The 21,056-nt window shown below is 67.6% G+C and carries 18 protein-coding genes; 4 read left to right on the top strand and 14 right to left on the bottom strand.

The window, feature by feature from the left end:
- Window positions 1–16 precede the first annotated feature (16 nt).
- Both RSD66_RS01925 and RSD66_RS01920 read left to right on the top strand, forming a co-directional pair.
- Window positions 17–421, top strand: coding sequence for a PTS sugar transporter subunit IIA (locus RSD66_RS01925; RefSeq protein ID WP_024355210.1), 405 nt, complete (start codon window positions 17–19; stop codon window positions 419–421).
- Window positions 418–714 (top strand): HPr family phosphocarrier protein, encoded by a 297-nt coding sequence (locus RSD66_RS01920; protein ID WP_415288790.1) that lies wholly within the window; start codon window positions 418–420, stop codon window positions 712–714. The genes RSD66_RS01925 and RSD66_RS01920 overlap by 4 nt, the downstream gene beginning before the upstream one ends.
- Here RSD66_RS01920 and mnhG read toward each other — a convergent pair.
- From mnhG to RSD66_RS01880, 8 genes are all read right to left on the bottom strand, one after another.
- On the bottom strand, window positions 674–1,105 hold the full coding sequence (gene mnhG / locus RSD66_RS01915; protein WP_415288789.1) for a monovalent cation/H(+) antiporter subunit G: 432 nt from the start codon (window positions 1,103–1,105) through the stop codon (window positions 674–676). The genes RSD66_RS01920 and mnhG overlap by 41 nt on opposite strands.
- Window positions 1,102–1,383: a K+/H+ antiporter subunit F gene (locus RSD66_RS01910; RefSeq protein ID WP_003169845.1), complete on the bottom strand. Its 282-nt coding sequence runs from the start codon at window positions 1,381–1,383 to the stop codon at window positions 1,102–1,104. Before RSD66_RS01910 ends, mnhG begins: the two co-directional genes overlap by 4 nt.
- Window positions 1,380–1,877 (bottom strand): Na+/H+ antiporter subunit E, encoded by a 498-nt coding sequence (locus RSD66_RS01905; RefSeq protein ID WP_029673695.1) that lies wholly within the window; start codon window positions 1,875–1,877, stop codon window positions 1,380–1,382. Before RSD66_RS01905 ends, RSD66_RS01910 begins: the two co-directional genes overlap by 4 nt.
- On the bottom strand, window positions 1,874–3,469 hold the full coding sequence (locus tag RSD66_RS01900; protein ID WP_415288788.1) for a monovalent cation/H+ antiporter subunit D: 1,596 nt from the start codon (window positions 3,467–3,469) through the stop codon (window positions 1,874–1,876). The genes RSD66_RS01905 and RSD66_RS01900 overlap by 4 nt, the downstream gene beginning before the upstream one ends.
- Window positions 3,466–3,810, bottom strand: a complete 345-nt coding sequence (locus RSD66_RS01895) for a Na+/H+ antiporter subunit C (protein WP_003169848.1) — start codon at window positions 3,808–3,810, stop codon at window positions 3,466–3,468. Before RSD66_RS01895 ends, RSD66_RS01900 begins: the two co-directional genes overlap by 4 nt.
- On the bottom strand, window positions 3,807–6,761 hold the full coding sequence (locus tag RSD66_RS01890; RefSeq protein ID WP_415288787.1) for a monovalent cation/H+ antiporter subunit A: 2,955 nt from the start codon (window positions 6,759–6,761) through the stop codon (window positions 3,807–3,809). The genes RSD66_RS01895 and RSD66_RS01890 overlap by 4 nt, the downstream gene beginning before the upstream one ends.
- A gap of 196 nt (window positions 6,762–6,957) precedes the next feature.
- Window positions 6,958–8,637 (bottom strand): alkaline phosphatase D family protein, encoded by a 1,680-nt coding sequence (locus RSD66_RS01885; RefSeq protein ID WP_415288786.1) that lies wholly within the window; start codon window positions 8,635–8,637, stop codon window positions 6,958–6,960.
- 11 nt (window positions 8,638–8,648) lie between these two features.
- Window positions 8,649–11,171: a TonB-dependent receptor gene (locus RSD66_RS01880; RefSeq protein ID WP_415288785.1), complete on the bottom strand. Its 2,523-nt coding sequence runs from the start codon at window positions 11,169–11,171 to the stop codon at window positions 8,649–8,651.
- A gap of 210 nt (window positions 11,172–11,381) precedes the next feature.
- Here RSD66_RS01880 and RSD66_RS01875 point away from each other — a divergent pair, with 210 nt between their 5' ends.
- Window positions 11,382–12,227, top strand: a complete 846-nt coding sequence (locus RSD66_RS01875; RefSeq protein WP_415288784.1) for a Ku protein — start codon at window positions 11,382–11,384, stop codon at window positions 12,225–12,227.
- Between the two features lie 3 nt (window positions 12,228–12,230).
- Here RSD66_RS01875 and ligD read toward each other — a convergent pair whose 3' ends face one another.
- The 3 genes from ligD to RSD66_RS01860 form a co-directional block, all read right to left on the bottom strand.
- Entirely contained in the window at window positions 12,231–14,765 is a 2,535-nt protein-coding gene (gene ligD / locus RSD66_RS01870; RefSeq protein ID WP_415288783.1) for a DNA ligase D, read from the bottom strand.
- Between the two features lie 63 nt (window positions 14,766–14,828).
- Window positions 14,829–16,079, bottom strand: coding sequence for an NAD(P)/FAD-dependent oxidoreductase (locus RSD66_RS01865; RefSeq protein ID WP_415288782.1), 1,251 nt, complete (start codon window positions 16,077–16,079; stop codon window positions 14,829–14,831).
- Window positions 16,076–17,245 carry a M24 family metallopeptidase gene (locus RSD66_RS01860; protein ID WP_415288781.1) on the bottom strand — a complete coding sequence of 390 codons (1,170 nt, stop codon included), beginning with the start codon at window positions 17,243–17,245 and terminating at the stop codon, window positions 16,076–16,078. Before RSD66_RS01860 ends, RSD66_RS01865 begins: the two co-directional genes overlap by 4 nt.
- A 98-nt stretch (window positions 17,246–17,343) precedes the next feature.
- On the opposite strand from RSD66_RS01860, the gene RSD66_RS01855 reads away from it, so the two are divergent.
- A complete protein-coding gene (locus RSD66_RS01855; RefSeq protein WP_415288780.1) occupies window positions 17,344–18,222 on the top strand; it encodes a TSUP family transporter in 879 nt (292 codons plus the stop codon).
- 39 nt (window positions 18,223–18,261) lie between these two features.
- Here the strand turns inward: RSD66_RS01855 and RSD66_RS01850 are convergent, their stop codons facing one another.
- The 3 genes from RSD66_RS01850 to RSD66_RS01840 all read right to left on the bottom strand — a co-directional run bounded on the left by RSD66_RS01850 (window position 18,262) and on the right by RSD66_RS01840 (window position 20,955).
- Complete coding sequence (locus RSD66_RS01850) at window positions 18,262–18,930, bottom strand: GntR family transcriptional regulator (protein ID WP_035303194.1); 669 nt, start codon at window positions 18,928–18,930, stop codon at window positions 18,262–18,264.
- 84 nt (window positions 18,931–19,014) lie between these two features.
- Entirely contained in the window at window positions 19,015–20,013 is a 999-nt protein-coding gene (locus RSD66_RS01845) for a 4-hydroxyproline epimerase (protein ID WP_415288779.1), read from the bottom strand.
- Between the two features lie 12 nt (window positions 20,014–20,025).
- Window positions 20,026–20,955: a dihydrodipicolinate synthase family protein gene (locus RSD66_RS01840; protein ID WP_119412495.1), complete on the bottom strand. Its 930-nt coding sequence runs from the start codon at window positions 20,953–20,955 to the stop codon at window positions 20,026–20,028.
- Between the last annotated feature and the right edge of the window lie 101 nt (window positions 20,956–21,056).

Genomic DNA, 21,056 nt, shown 5'->3' with positions numbered 1-21,056 from the left:
CTTTGGTGAAGCCTATATGATCGGGCTGGTGATCGTCACCCACGGGGGCCTGGCCTCTGAATTCCTGTCGGCGATGGAGCATGTGGTGGGGCCGCAGCGCGGCGTCGCCGCCATCTGCATCGGCCCCGAAGACGACATGGAGCGGCGCCGCCGCGACATAGTCGACGCCGCCGCCGCCGTCGACGAGGGCGAGGGCGTGATCCTGCTGACCGACATGTTCGGCGGCACCCCGTCCAATCTGGCCATCTCCGTGATGGAGCAGACCGGCGCCGAGGTGATCGCCGGGCTGAACCTGCCCATGCTGATCAAACTGGCCAGCGTACGCGGCCGCGAAAGCCTTGAGGCCTGCGTGGCCCATGCTCAGGACGCCGGGCGCAAATATATCTCGGTCGCCTCCTGGGTCCTGGCGGGCGAAAAATGACCGACACGGCCGATCCAGCCTCCCGCGCGACGGCGACCCTGAACATCTGCAACCAGCGCGGTCTGCACGCCCGCGCCTCGGCCAAATTCGTCAAGCTGGCCTCGGAATTCGAATCCGAGATTCAGGTCACGCGCGACGGGGTGAGCGTGGACGCCCGCTCGATCATGGGCCTGTTGATGCTGGGGGCGGGGATCGGTTGCGACGTGGAGGTGAAGGCAGAGGGGCGCGACGCCCCGGAGGCCGTGGCCGCACTTACCGATCTTGTGGCGCGTCGCTTCGACGAGGATCAGTAATCACGTCCGGCGGCGTCCGGACCACGCCCGCGCACTCGCCTTCCAGCGGCACCCTGACGCCGTCGCCTGACCGATCCGTGCGGTCGCGGAACAGAGCCGCACGGGCCAGAATGATCAGCGTCACCGGCGTCGTCGCCGTGAAGAAGACCGCCGCGAGCAGTTCCACCGGCATGAACTGCCCCTCGGCCCCGGTGAAATAGACGACCGAGCCGCACAAGACCGCGAACATGCCCAGCGTCGCCCCCAGAGTCGGGGCATGAACCCGCTCATAGAAGGTCTGCAGCCGCACAAGACCAAGCGCGCCGATGAAGGTCAGCCCGGCGCCGAACAGCACCAGCCCCGCCGCCAGCAGGGCCGCCCAGGCCGGGACATTGGCCGGAAAGCCGCTCATTCGATCACCTCGCCGCGCATCAGAAATTTGGCCAGAGCGACCGAAGAGGTGAAGCCCAGCATGCCGATGATCACGGCCGCATAGAAATACTGCTGGGTTCCCGTCCGCACGCCAAAGGCGACGATCAGCAGCATCCCGGCCTGATAAAGGGTGTCCAGTCCCAGGATGCGGTCCTGGGCGCGCGGACCCTTGGCGATGCGCCACACCCCGATCAGGGCCGCGCCCGCCAGAAACAGCTGCGCCACGACCAGCGCCCAGTAGAAGACGGCGCCGCTCATTCGAAAATCTCCATCAGACGGCGCTCATAACGATTCTTGATGCGCTCCGCCCAGTCGTCCCCATCCTGAAGGTCGAGGATGTGAAGCAGGAGCACGCCGGTCGCGTCCTCATACTCCACCCAGATCGTGCCCGGGGTGCTGGTGATGACCACCGCCAGGACCGCCAAGCCATAGCGATCACGCATCTCCAGCGGAATGTGAACAAAGCCCGAGACGCGTTTGTCGCCCGACGGGTTCAGACCCAGTACGACCAGCGCCACCTCCCAGTTGGAACGGATGATGTCGCGCGTGACGACCACGGCGAAGCTCAGCAAAGTCAGCGGCTTTCTTAGCCGCACCGGCTCGACATCCAGCACGCGCATGATCTGAGGCGCCGCCAGAGCCATCAGCAGGGCCAGAGCCAGGGACGGCGGCGCCGTCGAGCCGCTGAGCAGCAGCGAGGCCCCGAACAGTCCCAGTGACAGTATGGGGTGAGGCAGAACCGCCCGGATCATGCGCCGCCTCCCAGCACTGCGCGGATATAGGCGTCAGGCCGCACCAGCCAATCGGCGGTGTGGTCGGCGTAGGTAAAGCCCGCCTCGCCGAAAACCGCCAGGAACAGGCAGGCCGCCAGCAGGCCCGCAATGGCCACGCCCTCGGCGGCGCCGACGACGATCGCCGGCTCAGCGTCGTCATCGCGCGCCCACAGCGCCGCCATGCCCAGCCGCGTCAGACCAATCAGCGCGCCCAGAGAGGCCAAGGACAGGGCCGCGATCACTCCGTAACCGGCCCAGCCGCCGAGACCCGACAGGGCCTCCATCATGGCCAGTTTGCCGATGAAGCCCGCCAGGGGCGGCAGGCCGGCGATCATCAGGGTCGAGATCAGGAAGGCTCCGCCCAAAGCCGCCACCGCCGCGGGAATGACCAGACCCGGCTCATTGCGTTCTTCGTCGTCAAAGGGATCGAAATATTCATCGTCGAAGACGGCGCGGCCCGAGCGGGCGCCCAGGTCCTGGCCTCTGTTCAGCACCTCGGCCAGCATGAAAAGAGCGCCGCAGGCCAGGGTCGAGCCGACCAGATAGAAAACCGCTCCCCCCAAGACGTCGGCGTTACCGGTCCCGACCGCCGCCAGCACCGTGCCCGAAGAGACGATGACGGCGTAGGCCGCCGCGATCGACAGGTCGCGCGCCGCGATCATGCCTGCCGTGCCGAAGCCGATGGTCGCCAGCCCGCCCAGCAGGATCCACAACTGGCCGAACCCGGCCGAGGCGCCGCTGTCGGGCGCGAACAGCAGGAAGCTGAGACGGATGATCACATAGGCGCCGACCTTGGACAGGATGGCGAAGACGGCCGCCGCCGGCGCGCTGGCCGCCGAATAGGTGGTGGTCAGCCAGAAGCCGAGCGGCCACATGGCGCATTTGGTCAGGAAGGCCACGCCCAGCACGGCCGCCCCGACGTGGAACAGGCCCCGGTCCGCCGCAGCGATCTGGGGGATGCGCACAGCCAGATCAGCCATGTTGAGGGTGCCGGTCACGCCGTAGATCAGGCTGACCCCGATCAGGAACAGCATGGAAGCCGTCAGGTTGACGGCGATATAGGCCAGCCCGGCGCGAATCCGCGCCTCGCCCGAACCATGCAGGGCCAGGCCGTAGGAAGCCGCCAGCATGATCTCGAAGAAGACGAAGAGGTTGAACAGGTCGCCCGTCAGGAAGGCGCCGTTGACGCCCATGACCAGCAACAGGAACAGGGCGTGGAAACGCGGCCCGGCCCGGTCCCATCGCGCCAGGGCGAAAATCATTGAACAGGCGCCTAGCACGCTGGTCAGGGCCACCATCAGCGTCGACAGACGATCCGCCACCAGGACGATGCCGAACGGCGCCGGCCAGTCGCCCAGTTGATAGACGCGGGCGGTGTCGCCGCCGCCCGCCGCGCCGGTCGCGCTTTCATGCAGCAGGGCCAGGGCCATGACCAGGATGGCGGCCATGGCGAACAGGCTAAGGCCGCCTTTCAACAGACGGCGCCGCTCGTCAAACAGCAGCATGGCCGCGGCGATGACCATGGGCAGAACGATCGGCCCGATGATCAGATGTTCCTGCCAATCGGTCATTCGGGCGTCTCCTGTCCGTCGACGTGGTCGCTGCCCGTCTCGCCGCGCGAGGCCAGCAGCACGACCAGGAACAGGGCCGTCAGGGCGAAGCTGATGACGATGGCCGTCAGCACCAGAGCCTGAGGCGTCGGGTCGGCGTAGAGGGCCGGATCCTCGGCGCCCTTGCTGGTGAAGGCCGCCGCGCCCGAACGCAGCCGCCCCATGGAGAAGATGAACAGGTTGACTGCATAGGAGACCAGCGACAGGCCGATGACGACCTGAAAGGTGCGCGGGCGCAGCATCAGCCACACCCCTGAGGCGGTCAGCACGCCGATGGCCAGGGCCAGGACGATCTGGGTCATTGCGCCCCTCCCTTCTGCTCGGCCTCTGCCTCAGCCTCGGCTTCCTCGATGCGCGCGCGGCGCAGTGACTGGTGAGCCAGGGCGACCAGCACCAGAACGGTAGCGCCGACCACCAGCACCACCACGCCCAGGTCGAACAGCACGGCGCTGGCCAGCGGCACGCGGCCCAGCAGCGGCAGGTCGGCGTATTGGAAATAGGAGGTCAGGAACGGCTGGTCGAAAATCCAGCCCACGGCGCCGCTGATCGCGGCGATCAACAGACCGACGCCGATCCAGATGATCGGGCGGATCTCAAGCCGCTCCTCCACCCAGCGGGCGCCAGACGCCATATATTGCAGGATGAAGGCGATCGACAGCGCAACCCCTGCAGCGAAGCCCCCGCCCGGCAGGTCGTGCCCGCGCAGAAACAGATGCACGGCCAACAGAATGATGAAGGGGAAGAGCCAGCGCATCACCACGCCGGGGATCAGCATGGTGTCGCTGAGGGTGTCGCCCTCGCTGCGGCCTTCGCGGGCGCGGTCAGACGCATCCTGGACGCGTTTCTGCATCGGCTGGGACAGGCTGTCGCTGGCCGGGCGGAAGCGGCGCAGCAGGGCCAGCACCGTCAGGCCGACGACGCCCAGGACGGTGATCTCGCCAAAGGTGTCAAAGGCCCGGAAGTCCACCAGGATGACATTGACGACGTTGCGGCCGCCCGCCTCCCCATAGGCCTTCTCGACGAAGAAGCGCGACACCCCCTCGACCGGCGGCCGCACCATGACGGCCCAGGAGATCAGAGCCACGCCCGCCCCGGCGAAGATGGCGATGCCTCGATCCAGCCGACGACGCCAGCGCGCACGGCGCTTCTCGGACTCGGGCACATGGATCTCAGCCAGCCGCTTGGGCAGCCAGCGCAGGCCCAGCAGCAGCAGCACCGTGGTCACCACCTCGACCACCAGCTGGGTCAGGGCCAGATCCGGCGCCGACAGCCAGACGAAGGTCAGACAACTGGCCAGCCCCGCCCCGCCCATCAGAATAACAGCGGCGAGGCGATGGTATTTGGCCTGCCAGGCCGCGGCCAGGGCGCAGGCTCCCCCCGCCAGCCACAGGGCGGCGAAGGCCAGGTTGTGCGCCTGGGGTACGCGGAACTCGGGCCAGGTGAGGACGAAACCGCCCGCCGCCGCCACAGCCGCCGAAAGCAGGGCTGTCAGCAGGATCAGCCGCAGCTGCGGCTGCAGGCGCTGCGCGCCCAGGTGGCGCACGATCCACTGCGACAGGTCCATCAGCATGACCTGGGAGCGCTCGAACAGATAGCCGCCGTTGAGCCGCTTCATGCCCCAGGGTCCGCCGCGCGGATTGGCGTTCAGCGCCTTGCCGAAGACGACATAGAGGCCGATCCCGCCCGCCATGGCGATGACGCTGAGCAGCAGCGGCAGATTGAAGCCGTGCCACAGGGCCAGGCTGTAATAGGGCAGGTCGAAGCCGAGCATGGTCACGGCCGCGCTGCGCAGAAAGGGCCCCACGGTGACCGCCGGGAAGACCCCGACCAGCAGACACAGGGCCACCAGCACCTCGACCGGGCGCCGCATCCAGCCGGGCGGCTCGTGCGGAACGCGGTCCAGCTCGGTCGGCGGCGGACCGAAGAAGGTCGTGTGGATGAAGCGGAGCGAATACAGGACGCTGAAAGCGCTCGCCAGTGTCGCCAGCACCGGCAGGGCCTGGTTCAACGCCGAGGTCTGGGTACTGGCCAGGGCCTCGGCCAGGAACATCTCCTTGGACAGGAAACCGTTCAGCAGGGGCACGCCCGCCATGGCGGCGGCGGCGACCATGGCCAGGGTGGCGGTGATCGGCATGAAGCGGATCAAACCGCTGAGCTTGCGCATGTCGCGCGAGCCGGCCTCGTGGTCGATGATGCCCGCCGCCATGAACAGCGAGGCCTTGAAGGTGGCGTGGTTGATGGTGTGGAAGATGGCGGCGATGGCCCCCAGGTCCGACCCCAGCCCCAGCAGCAGACAAATCAGGCCCAAGTGGCTGATGGTCGAATAGGCCAGCAGGCCCTTCAGGTCGTGCTGGAAGATGGCGCACCAGGCGCCGACCAGCAGGGTCGTCAGGCCCAAGCCGCCGACCACGAAATACCACATCTCGGTCTCGCCGAAGACGGGCCAGAACCGCATCAGCAGGAAGACGCCCGCCTTCACCATCGTCGCCGAGTGCAGATAAGCGCTGACCGGCGTCGGCGCCGCCATCGCGCGCGGCAGCCAGATATGGAAGGGGAACTGGGCGCTCTTGGTCAGGGCCCCGATCAGGATCAGACCCAGGGCGACCGGATAGAGGGGGCTGGCCAGGATGACGTCGCGCGCGGCGATGACGGCGTCCAGCTCATAGCTGCCGACGATGCGGCCGATCAGGATCATGCCGACCAGCAGGGCCACCCCGCCCGTGGCGGTGATGGTCAGCGCCATGCGCGCGCCCTCGCGCGCCGAGGCGTTCTGGTGCCAGTAGCCGATCAACAGGAAGGAAAAGAGGCTGGTCAGTTCCCAGAAGACAACCAGTTGGATCAGATTGCCCGACAGCACCACGCCCTGCATGGCGCCCATAAAGGCCAGCAGGAAGGAAAAGAAGCGCGGCACCGGATCCTTCGGCGACATGTAGTAGCGCGCATACAGCACCACGAGGGCGCCGATCCCCAGGATCAGCGCGCTGAACACCCAGGACAGGCCGTCCAGCCGAATGGTGAAATTCACCCCCAGGGACGGCAGCCACGCCAGCGTCAGCTTCAACACCTCGCCGTCCTGGAATCGGGGCCAGAGCACCGCCAGACAGCCGACGCTGATCAGGGCGATGATCCACGACAGAGCAGCCGCAGAGGTCCGCGCGTGACGCGGCAGCCCCGAGGCGATCATGGCCCCGACGAAGGGCAGGACGAGTATAATTAGCAGGAGGAAGCTGGCGGGCACGGGCGTGTCGATCATCTCCGATAGGTTGTGGGACGGCGCTGCGGAGGACGCCCCACGCGCCTCACCGTTCTGCCAGACTTTTTCCTAAGGGAAATGACGCCCTTGCGTCAAAGCGACGAGTTGGCGCGATTGTGACCGTAGCAGGAACGGTTTAGCCCCCGCCGAACCGGAGCGCCGCCCCTTCGGCCGCGCCCCTGCCCTGCCCTGACGATCAGACGCCTGTTATCGCCCCGTCTGCGCGAATCACCACGACCTGCTTCAGCGCGCTGACCTCGAACGGCTTGGCGAACAGGGTCGAGACCTGCATCAGCGCCGCCTCGGCCCGATCCTCGGTCAGGGTCAGCAGAATGAAGCCCTTGGCCGACTGGTCGCAGAAGCGCACCTCGTCATTGGCCTGCATCAGGGCCGCGCCGAGAGGGAAGCCGCCGATGGCGTCGCCGATCGAGGGGCTGGAGATCGCGCTGGTCCCGAACTCGATCGCACGACGCGCGCCGCCCGCGTCCTTCAGTTCATTGACCCAGAAGGCGTGGCTGTCGCCGGACAGGACGATGGGCTGCACCCCCGCCTCGGCGAAGGCCGCGTAGAGGCGCTCGCGGCCGGCCGGATAGCCGTCCCAGGCGTCGAGGTTGAACGGCAACCCCATCTTGAACAGGAACAGGGCCTGTTCGAACTGGTCGCGGTAAGCCTCGGGAATCCGGGCCATCAGGCCCTGAACCTCGGCCTCGGTCAGGGTGCGCGACACGTCGGGCCCGGCCACGCGCGCCATGACGACCTGATTGCCCAGCACCTGCCACGGCCGCCCCCTGGCCTTTGACGCGGACAGTTCGCGCTTGAGCCAGTCGCGCTGCTCGGCGCCCATCAGATCGCGCACGGGATCGTTCAGCTTGGCGCGAAAGGCGTCCAGGTCCAGCACCGGCTCGCCGTCCGGTCCCTCCATGGCCGTCAGATCCTTGGCGTAGTCCAGCGGCTCGGTGCGGCCGGTCAGCCGCGTCTCGACCATCATCAGGCTGGCCAGGTCGCCGAAGTGGAAGCTGCGGTGGATCGCCTCCTTCAGCGCGCCGGGCTCAGCCTCGCGGATCGGCATCCACTCGTAATAGGCCTTCAGCGCCGCCGCCTTGCGCTGTGCGAAGTCGCCTTCGGTCTCGGGCTGATGGTTCTCCGCGCCGTGCATCCAGGCGTCATTGGCCGTCTCGTGATCGTCCCAGACGCAGATGAAAGGGGCGCGGGCGTGAGCGGCCTGAAGGTCGGGGTCGGTCTTGTACTGGGCGTGACGCAGCCGATAGTCGGCCAAGGTGACGATCTCATGCGGCGGCTGCGGCTCGCGACCCAGCTTCGCCCCCGTCGCCATGCCATAGGCGTCGTCTTCTGCCCCATATTCATAGATGTAGTCGCCCAGATGGACCACGGCGTCCAATGACGGCAGGGCGGCGATGGCCTCATAGGCGTTGAACAGTCCGCCGGGGTGCAGTTGACATGACGCCACCGCCAGATTGACTGGCGCCACGCCGTCCGCCGCCAGCGTCCGGGTCCGGCCCAAAGGCGACTGCGTCTCGCCGACAGCGAAATCGTAACGATAATCCCGGCCCGACTTCAGCCCGGCCGCATCCACCTTGACCGTATAGTCGCGTTCCGGCCCCGTCATGACGCGGCCCGTGGCGACCACGCGGTCGCCCTCGCCTTCCAGCACGCGCCAGACGACCGACACCGGCCCGGCCTGTCCGATCTCGGGCGTCACCCGCGTCCACAGGATGACCCGATCCGTCGCCGGATCGCCCGATGCGACGCCGTGGACGAAGGCGACGGCGACGTCTGCGCCCGAGGGAAGCGTGGCGCAACCGGCCGCCGCCCCCGCCCCGAACAGGCCCAGCAGGCCGCGACGGTTCATGCTCATCTTCGCGGCCCTCAGTAGCGCAGGGTGAAGGCGACGCCATAGCTGGCCCCGCGCCCGGCGATGAAGGTCGGCAGACCCAGCGCATCGCCGGTATTGCCTGCATCCTTGATGTATTTCTCATCCAGGATGTTGTCGCCGAAGGCCTCGACGCCCCAGTTCCCGCTCGACGGGGCGTAGCGCACCCGCAGGTTCAGCAGGCCATAACCGTCCTGATACTCGTCCTGGATCAGGTCAGGTACGAAGTTGCCGGTCTGCAGGTCCGGGCGGTCGTTGTCGTCGTCGAAGAAGACCTTGGACTGCCACGTATAGGTCGGCTGGACCTCGAACGCCCCGCCTTCGACCGGCAGGCGCCAGGTCGCACCGATCGAAGCCATGTGATCCGGCGACAGGCGGAAGCGGTTGCCCTTGCGCGCACCGCTGTCGAAGCGCGAGTGGTTGTAGCCATAGGTGGCGAACAGGTCGAACGTCGGCGCTACGGCGAAGGCCGCCTGACCTTCAAAGCCATAGGCGCTGGCCTCGCCCGCATTGATGGTGACGAAGCGGGTTCCGTCCTGCTCGGTCGTCTGGAAGTTGTCATAGGCGTAGTGGAAGACCGCCGCATCCAGACGCAGGCGCCGATCCATCAGCGCCGTCTTATAGCCGACCTCGAAGCTGTCGACCGTTTCGGCCGCGACCACCTCGAACTGGGGCGCGCCCAGCGGAGCCGAGGGGCCGCGCACTTCCAGCACCTCCGGGCGACGGCCGCGCGCATAGTTGGCGTACAGGCTGGCGTCTTCCGACAGGGCGTAACGGGCGTTCAGCCGCCAGGTGAAGCCGTCGTCCTTGTGATCCGCGTCGATGCGGCTGCCATTGCCCGCCGTCGGCTGGCTGGTGATGCCGAACAGAGGAACCATCGTCTCGGGCAGTTGGCCGTACATCGGGTTGGCCAGCGCCGCCAGCAGGGCCGGAACCTGTGCGGGCGGCACGGCCCCCTGCGCCACGGCCAGCAGGCCGCCCAGCGTCGAGCGCCCGTTCAGCACGGCGGCGGAATAGCCCGTCGTCTTGTCGTCGGTGGTCCAGCGCAGGCCGCCCGCGACCTCCAGCCGGTCCGTGACCTGCATCGTCACATCCCCGAACACGTCCCACGAGGTCAGTTCGCCGAAGTTGGTCGAGGTCTCGATATGAGCCGACTTCAGATTATCGGCGATCGGGCCGGCCAAAGCGCCTCCGCCCAGCGGCGTCAGCATCTGCGCCAGAGCCAGCCGCGCCAGCGTCGGATAGGCCGCCATCGGCAGGGTGTTGCGCCCCACGTCCGTCGGGCTCCCGTCCAGCAGCCCGGCCAGTTGCACCAGCGCCAGACGTTCGTCGAACTGGGTCGGCATCCGCTGGAAGCCTTCCTCGCGGAACCAGCCGGCGCCGACGAAGCCGCTGACGCGCCCGCCGTTGTCGTAGTTCAGGCGCAGTTCCTGGCTCCACTGCTTGCCGTGGGCGTGCTCGGCCGCCGTCAGCAGCGGCAGCGACAGGCCGTCCGGGTCAAAAACCTCGGTCGAGTCGAAGGTGCGGTAAGCCGTGGTCGAGTTCAGCGTCAGCGACGGCGACAGCCGCCACTTGGCCAGCCCCGTCACGCCCCAGACTTCCCGGTCCAGCCCCAGACCCACGCCGCCGTCGAAGTCGGCGCCCGGCGTCAGGGCCGCGCCCTCCCACGGATCACGTCCGCCCAGCACGGCGCCGGTGTTCGGGTCGGCCGGGTTATAGGCGATGGACTTGAATGACGTCGCCGAGGCGTCATCGACCTGATAGTTGGCGATCAGGTCGAACGACAGGTCTTCTGTCGGCGCCCAGGCGCCTGACAGGCGCACGGCCTTCGTCTCGATGGAGTTGTAGTTCTCGCCGCCCAGCAGGTTCTCGACCGTGCCGTCGCGCGTCTTCATCCGCGTGGCCAGACGCAGGGCGCCCGTCTCGCCCAGCGGGGCGTTCACAAAGCCCTCGACCGAACGATAATCCATGTCCCCCGCCTCGATGCGGGCGGCGGCGCCGTACTGGCCGGGGCGGGCGCGATTCTGCACCAGATTCACCGCGCCGATCAGGGCGCCGCGACCATACAGGGTCGACTGCGGCCCCTTGGCCACCTCGATACGCTCCATGTCGAACAGTTCGACATAGGAACCGCGCGACTTCGAAATCGACACCCCGTCCTGATAGACCGACACGCGCGGCTCGGCCGTGGCGGCGCCCGAGTCCGAGGTGATGCCGCGCATCACAAAGCCCGGATTGTTCGGCGACTGGTTCTGCACCAGGAAGCCCGGCACGAAGGCCGACAACTGATCGAACTCCTGCACGCCCAGGCTTTCCAGGAAGGAACCGCTGTAGGCCGTCAGGGCGAAGGGCACCTCGATCGGATCCTGGGCGCGCAGCTGGGCGGTCACGACGATGTCGTCCACGGCGGTCGTCGCTTCGGCAGGCGAGGCGGTCTGGGCGTGCGCGACCCCAGCCGCCATCAAACCAGCGACGGCGACGCCCGCCAGAAATCCCCGCTTGAGACTGATCGGCTTCATGATCCTACCCCTTGAGAAAGCGGGACAGACCTAGAGGCGCGCAATGTCGTAGACGCGACGGCGCCGTCACGGCGCGATGAAGCTGCGGCGGCGGTTAGGCGAAACTCCTTCGCCCCACGGCCTATTCCCGCCGTCCGATCGCCCGGCGATCCGCAGCCTCGGGCGAACGCAAGTCGTCGCCGCGCATTCCATCTGACAATGGAGGATGACATGGCCGCTCGCCCGACCTGGCAAGGACATCTGAAACTGTCGCTCGTCACCTGTCCGGTGGCGCTCTACACCGCGACGACCAGCGCCGCCGACGTGCGCTTTCACCTGATCAATCCGGACACCCACAACCGCATCCGCATGGTGCCGACCGACCCCGACGCCGGGCCGGTGGAGCGCAGCCATCTGGTGCGCGGCTATGAGGTGTCGAAGGACGAATACGTGCTGTTCGACGACGCCGACTTCGACAAGGTGCGGCTGGACAGCACCAAGACCATCGCCATCGACAAGTTCGTGGACGAGGCCGACATCGACCGTCTGTACTGGGACGATCCCTTCTTCGTCGTCCCGGAAAAGGGCGCGGGCGTCGAGGCCTTCGCCGTGATCCGCGACGCGATGCAGAAGCAGGGCAAGGTGGCGCTGGGCCAGCTTGTCCTGCGCGGCAAGGAGCGCCAGCTGGCGCTGGAGGTGCGCGGCAAGGGCCTGCTGGCCTACACCCTGCGCGCCCATGACGAGGTGCGCGACGCCGACGACTATTTCGACGACATCCCCAAGGTGAAGGCCGACGCCGACATGGTCGAGATCGCCGCCCGCATCATCGCCCAGAAGGAAGCCGACTTCGACCCCACCGCCTTCAAGGATCGCTATGACGACGCCCTGCGCGAGATGATCAAGTCCAAGACCAGGGGCGGCAAGGGTCTGGTCGACGTGGCCGAGCCGGACGACACCAACGTCATCGACCTGATGGCGGCGCTGAAGAACAGTCTGAAGGGTTCGGCCGGCGGCGCGCGCAAACCGGCCGCGAAGAAGCCCGCCGCCAAGTCGGCGCCGCGCAAGAAGACCGCCTGAGGGTCAGTCCACGCCCATCTTTCGCAGGGCCGGCCTCAAGCTGACGGCGCCGTCGCGGAAATCGGCCCATGCGTCGGGCCGCTCAAGCAACTCGGGCCAGACCCACAGATTGTAGTCGGCCGGGTTCAGCCCCGGCTTCACCTGATCCCACGACAGGGGAAAGGCGATCCCCGCCCCCGGCCGGGCGCGCGGCGACCAGGGCGCCACGGCGGTCGCCATCCGGCCGTTGCGCAGATAGTCGATGAAGATCTTTCCGCCCCGCGCCTTCTTGGCCAGGGTGGTGGTGAAACGGTCCGGCGCCTCGGACTTGATGGCCTCGGACACGGCCTTGGCGAAGGCCTTGTTCTGATCCCAGCTCACCCTCGAACGCCCGTCGGCGCGGATCGGGACGACCAGATGCAGCCCCTTGCCGCCCGTCGTCTTGACGAAGGGATTGAGGCCCAGCGCCTCCAGCTTCGCCCTCACCACGAGAGAAGCGGCGATCACGTCGTCGAAGTCCAGCCCCACGTCGGGGTCCAGATCGAAGGTGATCTGGTCAGGCGTCTCCGGATCGCCCGGCTTGCAGCCCCAGGGATGCAGCTCCAGCCCGCCGGATTGGGCGATGGCCGCCAAACCGCCGACATCGACGACGGCGACATAGGGCGTGCGCGCCTTGACGTCGATCAGCTTGAGCCGCGGGTTCGACCCAGCCATGGCGTGACGCTGGAAGAAGGTCTCGCCCTCTATGCCGTCCGGGGCGCGGATGATGGAGACGGGCCGGTCCGCCACATGGGCCAGCAGCCGCTCGGCCGCCGCCTCGTAATAGCGCGCCAGCTCGGCCTTGGTGATCGGCGGGCGCCCATCAGCGCCGGGCCACAGCACCTTGTCTGGGCTGGAGATGGCGACGCCCGCCACCGTGACCTTGCCGCTCTTGCGCGGCGCCTGCGACGCGGCAGGCGCCTGCGGCGCGTCCGTGACGTCCTCGGCGGCCTTGTCGTCGCGCAAGCCCTTGAACGCCGCCTGCCGCAAGGCGCCGGACTCGGTGTAGCCGCCGTGCTCGATCTCGGCGACCAGCCTCGGCTTCACCCAATGGATATCCTTGCCGCCCTTGGGCGCGCCGGGGCCGACGAAGGGGCTCTTGTCCGCCGCCTCGGCCTTCAGTGCGGGCATGAGCAGCCGCGTGACCGTCTCGCCGAAACCCGTCCCGACCCGGCCGAGGTATTTAAGCCCGCCCTTCTCGCGCACCCCGACCAGCAGCGAGCGGAACCGGCTGCCGCCTTCCGACGACCAGCCGCCGATGACGACCTCATCGCGGCCCCGGCATTTGGATTTCACCCAGCTTGACGACCGGCCCGCGTGATAGGGCCCGTCCAGCTTCTTGGAGATGACGCCTTCCAGATGCATCCGGCAGGCGCTTTCCAGCACCGCCTGCCCCGTCGAGGCGAAATGCTCGACGTAGCGGAGACGCGCGGCGCCCTTCGCGCCGATGCGGTCGATGTAGGCCTGCAGCCGCGCCTTGCGGTGCGACAGCGGCAGCCTGCGCAGATCCTCCGCCCCCTCGAACAACAGGTCGAAGGCGAAGTAGATGAGCCGGCCCGTCTCTCCCTCCGATATCGCCGCCTGAAGGGCGCTGAAGTCCGGCATATGATCATCATCGAGCGCGCATAGTTCGCCATCGATCACCGCATCGGGCCAGCCTGCCGCATCCGCCGCCAGCTCAGGGAAACGATCGGTCCAGTCCAAGCCCTTGCGGGTCCGCAGCACCGCCTGGCCGCCGCCGACCCCGATCTGCAACCGATAGCCGTCGAACTTGATCTCATGCGCCCAGCCCGCCGCCGAGGGCGGATGGTCGACCGCCTTGCACAGCTGAATCGGGACAAAGGCGTGCGGCTGCTTCGCCTTGGACGCCGCCCTGGACGGCGCAGGCTTCGGCGGCGCCTTGCGGCGGGTCGGCTTGGAGGAGATCCATTGCGCGTCGCCCTCAGCGATCTGAGCCAGTGAGCGGCCGCTTGTCACCGAGGCGTCGATCTGCGCGAGGGCGTCGCCTTCGCCGGCGACGGCGTGCTCGTCCTTCTCCTTCAGCAGCAGCCAGTTGTTGCGCTTGGACGGCTTGCCTCGGTCGCTCTTCAGCCGGATCAGCGCCCATTTGCCTTTCAGCCGCTCGCCATGAAGGATCATCTTGATCTGGCCGCGCGCCCAGGCCGCCTCAAGGTCCGGCTCCTGCGGCTCCCAGGTTCCGACATCCCACAGTTGCACCGTGCCCGCGCCGTAGTTGCCCGCCGGGATGGTCCCCTCGAAATCGCCGTAGTCCAGCGGATGATCCTCGACCTCAACGGCCAGACGCTTGACCGCCGGGTCGCGCGACGGGGCCTTGGTCACGGCCCAGGACTTCAGCACACCGTCCGCCTCGATACGGAAGTCGTAGTGCAGCCGCGTCGCCGCATGGCGCTGGATAACGAAACGCCGCGCGTCCTTGTTCCCGGTTCGCCGAGCGGCCTTGGGTTCCGGCGTCTGCTCGAAACGCCGCTTGGCCTGATAGGTCTTCAGTTCACCGCGCATGGACGCTTAATCCGTCCGCGTGAAAACCGTTGCGATGCGACAGCGGCCGCACCCGGCCTGACGTCAGCCGAAACGTTCGATCCGCAGGGCGTCGGTCCAGTCGGGAGCAGGCCGGCCCAGCGCTATCTGCTCGATGATTTCCGCCGTTCGCGCCGCCGTCGTCAGGCCCAGGTGCTGGTGGCCGAAGGCGTAATGCACCTGAGGGTGAGCGTTCAGCCGTCCGATGGCGGGCAGATAGTCCGGCAGGGTCGGCCGGGGACCGCACCACCGGTCAGGCTGCGCCGAAAAGGCCACGCCCAGCTCGCGCAGATGCGCCTCGATGCTGCGCCATTTTCGCGGATCAGGCCGGGCTGAAGGGGCGCCGAACTCGACATGGCTGGAGGCGCGCAGGCCCCCGTCGAATCGGGCGACCGCCAGGGCCCGGTCCTCGAACACGGTCAGAGGCAGGTCGTCAGGCCAGTCATGCTGAGCCGACTGCACAGAATAGCCTCGCTCGCCGATCAAGGGGACGCGGACACCCAGCGGCGCCATCAGATGCTCCGACCACGCCCCGGCCGCGACGACGACGCGATCAGCGCCGATGACTGTTCCGTCCGACAAGGCGACCTCGGCGGCGTCGGCCACCGGCCGGACGGCGGTCGCATCGGCGTGGATCGTCTGCCCGCCTTTGTCGGAGAAGGCGGCCAGCAGGGCGTCGCGCACCGCCTGCGGTTCGCTGACCTGGCCGGTGCCGGTGAACCGGATTCCGCCTGCCGGGCGTTGACGCAGGACGGCGTCATAGGCGGCCAGTTCCTCAGCCTCCATCACGCGGAAGCGCGCCCCGCCCGTGCGCGCGGCGCTCCAGCCGGCCAGCCCGCGCCGGGCCGCTTCAGGCGTGGACCAGACCACAGAATGGCCGGTCGCCCGGATCAGTCCGTCTGGCGCCTCGGCCAGGGCGGCCAGACGCATCCAGGCGCCGACCGGATCATCCAGCAGATGCGCCAGAACCTCGGCGCCGTGAGCGACCGCCGCCGGGCGGGACGCCGCCAGAAACCGCAGCGCCCATGGCCCCCACAGCGACGCATCGCGCGCACGAAAGTCCAGCGGTCCGCCAAAGGCGAACAGCCGCCCCAGGGCGCCCCTAAGGGTCGCGGGCGAGGGCATGGGCTCGCATTGCTCGGCGGCGATATGGCCGATGTTGCCGAAGGAGGCGCCGAGTCGCGGGTCGCCCCGGTCGATCAGCGCGGTCTCAAAACCCGCCGCCTGAAGCCGAAGCGCCGTCGCCGCCCCGACCAGTCCCCCGCCGACGACGGCCCAGCGCCGGGCTGCCGTCATGCCGCCGCGCCCTCTGCGAACGGGTCGTCCAGACTGTACGACGGCTCGGTGAACCAGACCGGCCCGGCCTCGGTCATGTAGAAATGGTCTTCGAGGCGCACGCCATACCGGCCGGGAATGACCAGCATCGGCTCGTTCGAGAAGCACATGCCGGGCGCCAGCGGCGTAACATCGCCGCGCACCAGATTGGGCGCTTCGTGAATGTCCAGGCCGATGCCGTGGCCGGTGCGGTGGGGCAGGCCCGGCAGCCGGTAATCAGGGCCATAGCCGAGGCCGGTCAGATAATCGCGCGCGGCGGCGTCTACGCTGGCGCAGGTTGCTCCCACGGCGGCTGCGGCGAAGGCGCGGCCTTGCGCCTCCTTCTCATGCGTCCAGACGCGGCGGAAGTCCTCCGTCGGCTGGCCGAAGACATAGGTGCGCGTGATGTCCGAGTGATAGCCGTCCACCAGGGTCCCGGTGTCGATCAGCACCACATCATCCACCGCCAGGGCGCGGTCGCCCTCGCCCCCGTGCGGCAGGCAGGTGTCGTCGCCGAAGGAAACCAGGCAGAACCAGGACCCGCCCTCACCGCCAAGCGCGCGATGTTCGGCGTCGATGAAGGCCTTGACCTCGGACGTCAGGACGCCCGCTTTCAGCCAGTGGCGGGTGCGGCGCTGGACTTCCAGAGTGATGGCCTTGGCGCGGGTCAGAAGAGCGATCTCGGCCGCCGATTTGATGCTGCGCTGGGCGACGATCAGCGGGCCGCCGTCCGTGACGCGATCGGCGCCCAGAACGCGGCTGAGGCCCAGCCAGATGAAGGCCGCCGCTTGATCGTCGATCGCCAGCACGCCGCCTTCGGGCAGGCTGGCCGCCGCCAGCGCATAGGGGCTTTCTTCCTCTTCCCAGGTCAGGATGTCGCCCGCGACCGCGTCCGCCGTCAGCCCGGCCACCTTGTCCAGCTCAAATCGGGGACAGATGTACTGGACCCGGCCATCGGCATGGATCAGCGCGCCCGTCAGCCGCTCGGACGGATGCCAGTCCAGACCCGTATAATAGCGCAACGACGCCGTGGGCCCGACCAGCAGGGCCGCCAGCCCATTGTCTCTCAATCCCTCGGCCAGGGCGGCGACGCGGTCCTGCCTTTCGGCGACGGTGATGGGCGGGGCGCTGGGCGGAAGAAAGGTCATGGAACGAATGTATATTGTATCTGATTTCTAGTCATGTTTTCTTTCATCCCTCGGATCGCTCGTAAAGGGCGGCGAGGACCTCGGGGGAGGGAAACATTATGATTATAGCCGTTCTGTTGACGGCGCTGGCGCTGCTGGCTGCCTTTTACGCCGTCCAACTGGTCCGCACCGCCAAGGCGCGCGGCGCGCTGAAGCCCAAGGCCGAAGGCATAGCCATCGGCGCGGTCGCCAACTTCTTCGATGCGCTGGGCATCGGCTCCTTTGCCCCGACCACGGCCTGGCTGCGGTTCCGTAAACTGGTGCCGGACAGCTTTCTTCCGGGGGTGCTGAACGCCGGACACTGCCTGCCGACGGTCATGCAGGGGCTGGTCTTCATGAAGCTGATCCAGGTCGACCCGGTGCTGCTGATCGCCTGTATCGGCGCCTCCATCCTGGGCGCGGTGATCGGCGCGCCCATCGTGTTGCGCCTGCCGGTGCGCGCCGTTCAGATGGTGGTCGGCGCGGCCCTGCTGATCGCAGCCGCCCTTTACGCCATGACCAATCTGAACCTGATGCCCGCAGGGGGCGAAGCGCTCTCCCTGGACGGAAACATGTTCCTGATCGCCGTCGCGGCCCATGTGCTCATGGGCGCCCTGATGAGCTTCGGCATCGGGCTTTATGCGCCTTCGCTGATCATGCTCAGCCTGATGGGCATGAACCCCACGGCGGCCTTCCCGATCATGATGGGCGCCTGCGCCTTCCTGATGCCGGTGTCGAGCCTGCGCTTCATCAAGAGCCAGCGCATCGATCTGCGGCTGGTGCTGGGCATGGCCATCGGGGGGATACCGGCAGTGCTGCTGGCCGCCTTCGTCATCACCTCCCTGCCGCTGACCGTCCTGCGCTGGGGCGTGGTGGTGGTGGTGCTCTACGCCGCCGTCAATCTGTTGATGACCGCCCTGAAGGCCCGTCAGGCGCCCGTTCCGGCCGAACAGGGCTGAGGTTTCGGGCAAGACTAAGACTGGAGGCAAGGCTGGCGATCAGCCTTGCCCGTCGCCCTGTGCGAACTCCTCACGTAGATCGGACAGGGTGTGCTGCAGGTGGTCGGCCACCAGACGGCGCACCGTAGCGGCGTCACGGGCCAGCCACGCCTGCAGGATGTCCTGATGCTCGGCCTCGGCCGTCAGATGGCGTCCCTTGTGCTCAAGGTGCTTGCGCACATAGCGGTCGGCCATGACATGAAGGCGGGTCGTAATTTCTGTCGTCAGGGCGCGCTTGCCCGGCTGCACCAGGGCTATGTGGAAAGCGCGGTTCAGGGGGCCGACCGTCGGCATGCCGCCAGCCGCCGCCGCATTCAGCTGCGCCAGCACCCGCCGGGCCTCGTCCTGCCGGGCCTCATCAGCGACAAGGCAGGCCTCGGCCGCCGCCTCCGGCTCCAGCTTGAGGCGCAGTTCGTAAATTTCCTCGGCCTCGGCCGCGCTCATGCCGCGCACGAAGAAGCCACGGTTGGCGTGTGACACCACCAGCCCGTCCTGCTCCAGCCGCACAAGGGCTTCACGCAGGGGAATCTTTGAGACGTTCAGGTCCGCCGCCAGGGCGTCCTGACGGATCGGCACGTCCGGCGCGATCGCGCCTGACAGGATCATGTCCCGCACCACCTCCATCAGGCGGTCGGACAGGGTGCGGACTTCAAGCGGAGATGCGGCCATGCGGTTCATCGAGTCGAAAAGGCTGGGCCGGTCGCCCGACCCAGCCATAACGCGCGCCGAACGCAATTACGACGCGCAAGTCGCTCAGACGACCTGGAAGCCCGCCCAGAAGGGATCCTTGCGGTCCACCCAGATGGTGTTGAAGCCGGTGGCGACGGCCGAACCCTCGATCGAGGGCACGATCGCCTTGTGGTCGCCCACCGTGGTCTCGGCTTCGACGCGGCCGATGAACCGGCTGCAGATGTAGCTTTCGTGGACGAAGGCGTCGCCGACCTTCAGCCGCCCCTTGGCGTGCAGATGAGCCAGCCGCGCCGAGGTGCCGGTGCCGCAGGGGCTGCGGTCGATGGCCTTGTCGCCATAGAAGACGGCGTTGCGGCCGTCGGCGCCCTCACCCTTGGGCTTGTCGGCCCACAGCACGTGGCTGACCCCGTTGATCGAGGGTTCGTCCGGGTGCACCGGGTGGAAGGCCGCCCGCACCCGTTCGCGCACCAGACCGCTCAGTTCGATGATGCGGCTGGCGCCCAGATCGTCCAGGCCCGTGTAGGCGCCCTGCGGTTCGACGATGGCGTAGTAGTTGCCGCCGTAGGACACGTCGACGCTCAGCGGGCCAAGGCCCGGCACGTCGATCTCGATGCCTTCCGCCGCCAAATAGGCGGGGACATTGCGGATGCGCACCGAGGTCACCTTGTCGCCCTCAGTCTCATAGGCGATGTCCAGAACGCCCGCAGGGACCTCGATCTTCAACCGACCCGGCGTGCGTGGCCGGATCAGGCCGTGCTCCAGCCCGAAGGTGATCATGCCGATCGTCCCGTGGCCGCACATGGGCAGGCAGCCGCTGGTCTCAATGAACAGGATGCCCGCGTCCGCATCCGGCAGGGTCGGCGGATACAGGAAGCCGCCGCTCATCATGTCGTGGCCGCGCGGCTCGAAACACAAGGAGGTGCGGATCCAGTCGTAACGGCTCAGGAAGTCGAGCCGACGCTCGGCCATGCTGGCCCCTGACAACAGGGGCGCGCCGCCGGCGACCAGGCGAACCGGGTTGCCGGCGGTATGACCGTCGATGCAGAAAAAGACGTCGCGCATCTGGGCTCCGGATCAGGTGATCTTGATGGCCTTGCCCGAGCCGATCGGGCGCGTTTCCGCCGCCTTTTCGACCATGGCGATGACCTCGGCGCGGCGGGCGCCGGCCAGCGGCATGCGCGGCATCCGGACCCGTTCGTTGCCGCGACCCATGATCATCTCGGACAGTTTGATCGACTGCACCAGATCCGCAACCGAATCCAGGTGAAGCAGCGGCATGAACCAGCGATAGATCTCAAGGGCGCGGGCGATGTCGCCGGCTTGGACCGCCTTGACCAGGGCCACCGACTCTTCCGGGAAGGCGTTGGTCAGACCCGAGACCCAGCCCTTGGCGCCCAGAATCATGCCTTCCAGCGCCACATCGTCCAGGCCGACCATGACCGAATAGCGGTCGCCCAGCTCGTTGAAGATGTCGGTGATGCGACGCGAATCCGGGGCGCTTTCCTTCAGGGCCACGATGTTCGGCACGTCCGACAGACGGCGCAGATCGTCGTTGTTCAGCGTCTGACGATACATCAGCGGGTTGTTGTACAGCATGTTCGGCAGGCCGCTGGCGGCCGCCACGGCGCGGAAGTGCGCTTCGAGCTCCGCCGCGGTGGGCACATAGACCATGGCCGGAAGCACCATCAGGGCGTCCACGCCGATGTCCTCGGCGTCCTTGGCATAGGCCTCGGCGCGCGCCGTGGTCAGTTCGCTGACGCCGGTGATGATCGGCACGCGATTATCGACGACTTCGACCGCCGCCTTGAGGACAGCGCGCTTTTCTTCCGGCTCCAGCGAGTTGTTCTCGCCGACCGTGCCCATGACGATGATGGCGTCGACGCCATCACGGATCAGGCCGTCCAGAACCTTCTGGGTGGAGTCGAAATCGACCCCCAGGCTCTCGTTGAACTGCGTGGTGGCCGCCGGGATCACCCCGGTCCAATCCAACTTCATTCCCGCCATTTGCTGCTCCTCCCGAGCTGGCTAATTTCGTATACGTTATATGATTAGGCCGGAAGCGATGACCGATCAAGGCCCTGAAGGACCTTTAAAAATCCGCTCCC

This window comes from Brevundimonas sp. S1H14, from assembly GCF_047716865.1.
Taxonomy (GTDB): Bacteria; Pseudomonadota; Alphaproteobacteria; order Caulobacterales; family Caulobacteraceae; genus Brevundimonas; species Brevundimonas naejangsanensis.
Note: the sequence above shows the minus strand (reverse complement) of the source record. Positions and strands in the feature narration are given on the sequence as shown.

What these genes read in the sequence shown, in the direction of transcription:
- RSD66_RS01905 (WP_029673695.1), bottom strand. Translation starts at nt 1,877, where the DNA reads ATGATCCGGGCGGTTCTGCCTCACCCCATACTGTCACTGGGACTGTTC.
- RSD66_RS01845 (WP_415288779.1), bottom strand. Translation starts at nt 20,013, where the DNA reads ATGCGCGACGTCTTTTTCTGCATCGACGGTCATACCGCCGGCAACCCG.
- RSD66_RS01880 (WP_415288785.1), bottom strand. Translation starts at nt 11,171, where the DNA reads ATGAAGCCGATCAGTCTCAAGCGGGGATTTCTGGCGGGCGTCGCCGTC.
- RSD66_RS01885 (WP_415288786.1), bottom strand. Translation starts at nt 8,637, where the DNA reads ATGAGCATGAACCGTCGCGGCCTGCTGGGCCTGTTCGGGGCGGGGGCG.
- RSD66_RS01875 (WP_415288784.1), top strand. Translation starts at nt 11,382, where the DNA reads ATGGCCGCTCGCCCGACCTGGCAAGGACATCTGAAACTGTCGCTCGTC.
- RSD66_RS01860 (WP_415288781.1), bottom strand. Translation starts at nt 17,245, where the DNA reads ATGACCTTTCTTCCGCCCAGCGCCCCGCCCATCACCGTCGCCGAAAGG.
- RSD66_RS01895 (WP_003169848.1), bottom strand. Translation starts at nt 3,810, where the DNA reads ATGACCCAGATCGTCCTGGCCCTGGCCATCGGCGTGCTGACCGCCTCA.
- RSD66_RS01925 (WP_024355210.1), top strand. Translation starts at nt 17, where the DNA reads ATGATCGGGCTGGTGATCGTCACCCACGGGGGCCTGGCCTCTGAATTC.
- RSD66_RS01890 (WP_415288787.1), bottom strand. Translation starts at nt 6,761, where the DNA reads ATGATCGACACGCCCGTGCCCGCCAGCTTCCTCCTGCTAATTATACTC.
- ligD (WP_415288783.1), bottom strand. Translation starts at nt 14,765, where the DNA reads ATGCGCGGTGAACTGAAGACCTATCAGGCCAAGCGGCGTTTCGAGCAG.
- RSD66_RS01840 (WP_119412495.1), bottom strand. Translation starts at nt 20,955, where the DNA reads ATGGCGGGAATGAAGTTGGATTGGACCGGGGTGATCCCGGCGGCCACC.
- mnhG (WP_415288789.1), bottom strand. Translation starts at nt 1,105, where the DNA reads ATGAGCGGCTTTCCGGCCAATGTCCCGGCCTGGGCGGCCCTGCTGGCG.
- RSD66_RS01910 (WP_003169845.1), bottom strand. Translation starts at nt 1,383, where the DNA reads ATGAGCGGCGCCGTCTTCTACTGGGCGCTGGTCGTGGCGCAGCTGTTT.
- RSD66_RS01855 (WP_415288780.1), top strand. Translation starts at nt 17,344, where the DNA reads ATGATTATAGCCGTTCTGTTGACGGCGCTGGCGCTGCTGGCTGCCTTT.
- RSD66_RS01865 (WP_415288782.1), bottom strand. Translation starts at nt 16,079, where the DNA reads ATGACGGCAGCCCGGCGCTGGGCCGTCGTCGGCGGGGGACTGGTCGGG.
- RSD66_RS01850 (WP_035303194.1), bottom strand. Translation starts at nt 18,930, where the DNA reads ATGGCCGCATCTCCGCTTGAAGTCCGCACCCTGTCCGACCGCCTGATG.
- RSD66_RS01920 (WP_415288790.1), top strand. Translation starts at nt 418, where the DNA reads ATGACCGACACGGCCGATCCAGCCTCCCGCGCGACGGCGACCCTGAAC.
- RSD66_RS01900 (WP_415288788.1), bottom strand. Translation starts at nt 3,469, where the DNA reads ATGACCGATTGGCAGGAACATCTGATCATCGGGCCGATCGTTCTGCCC.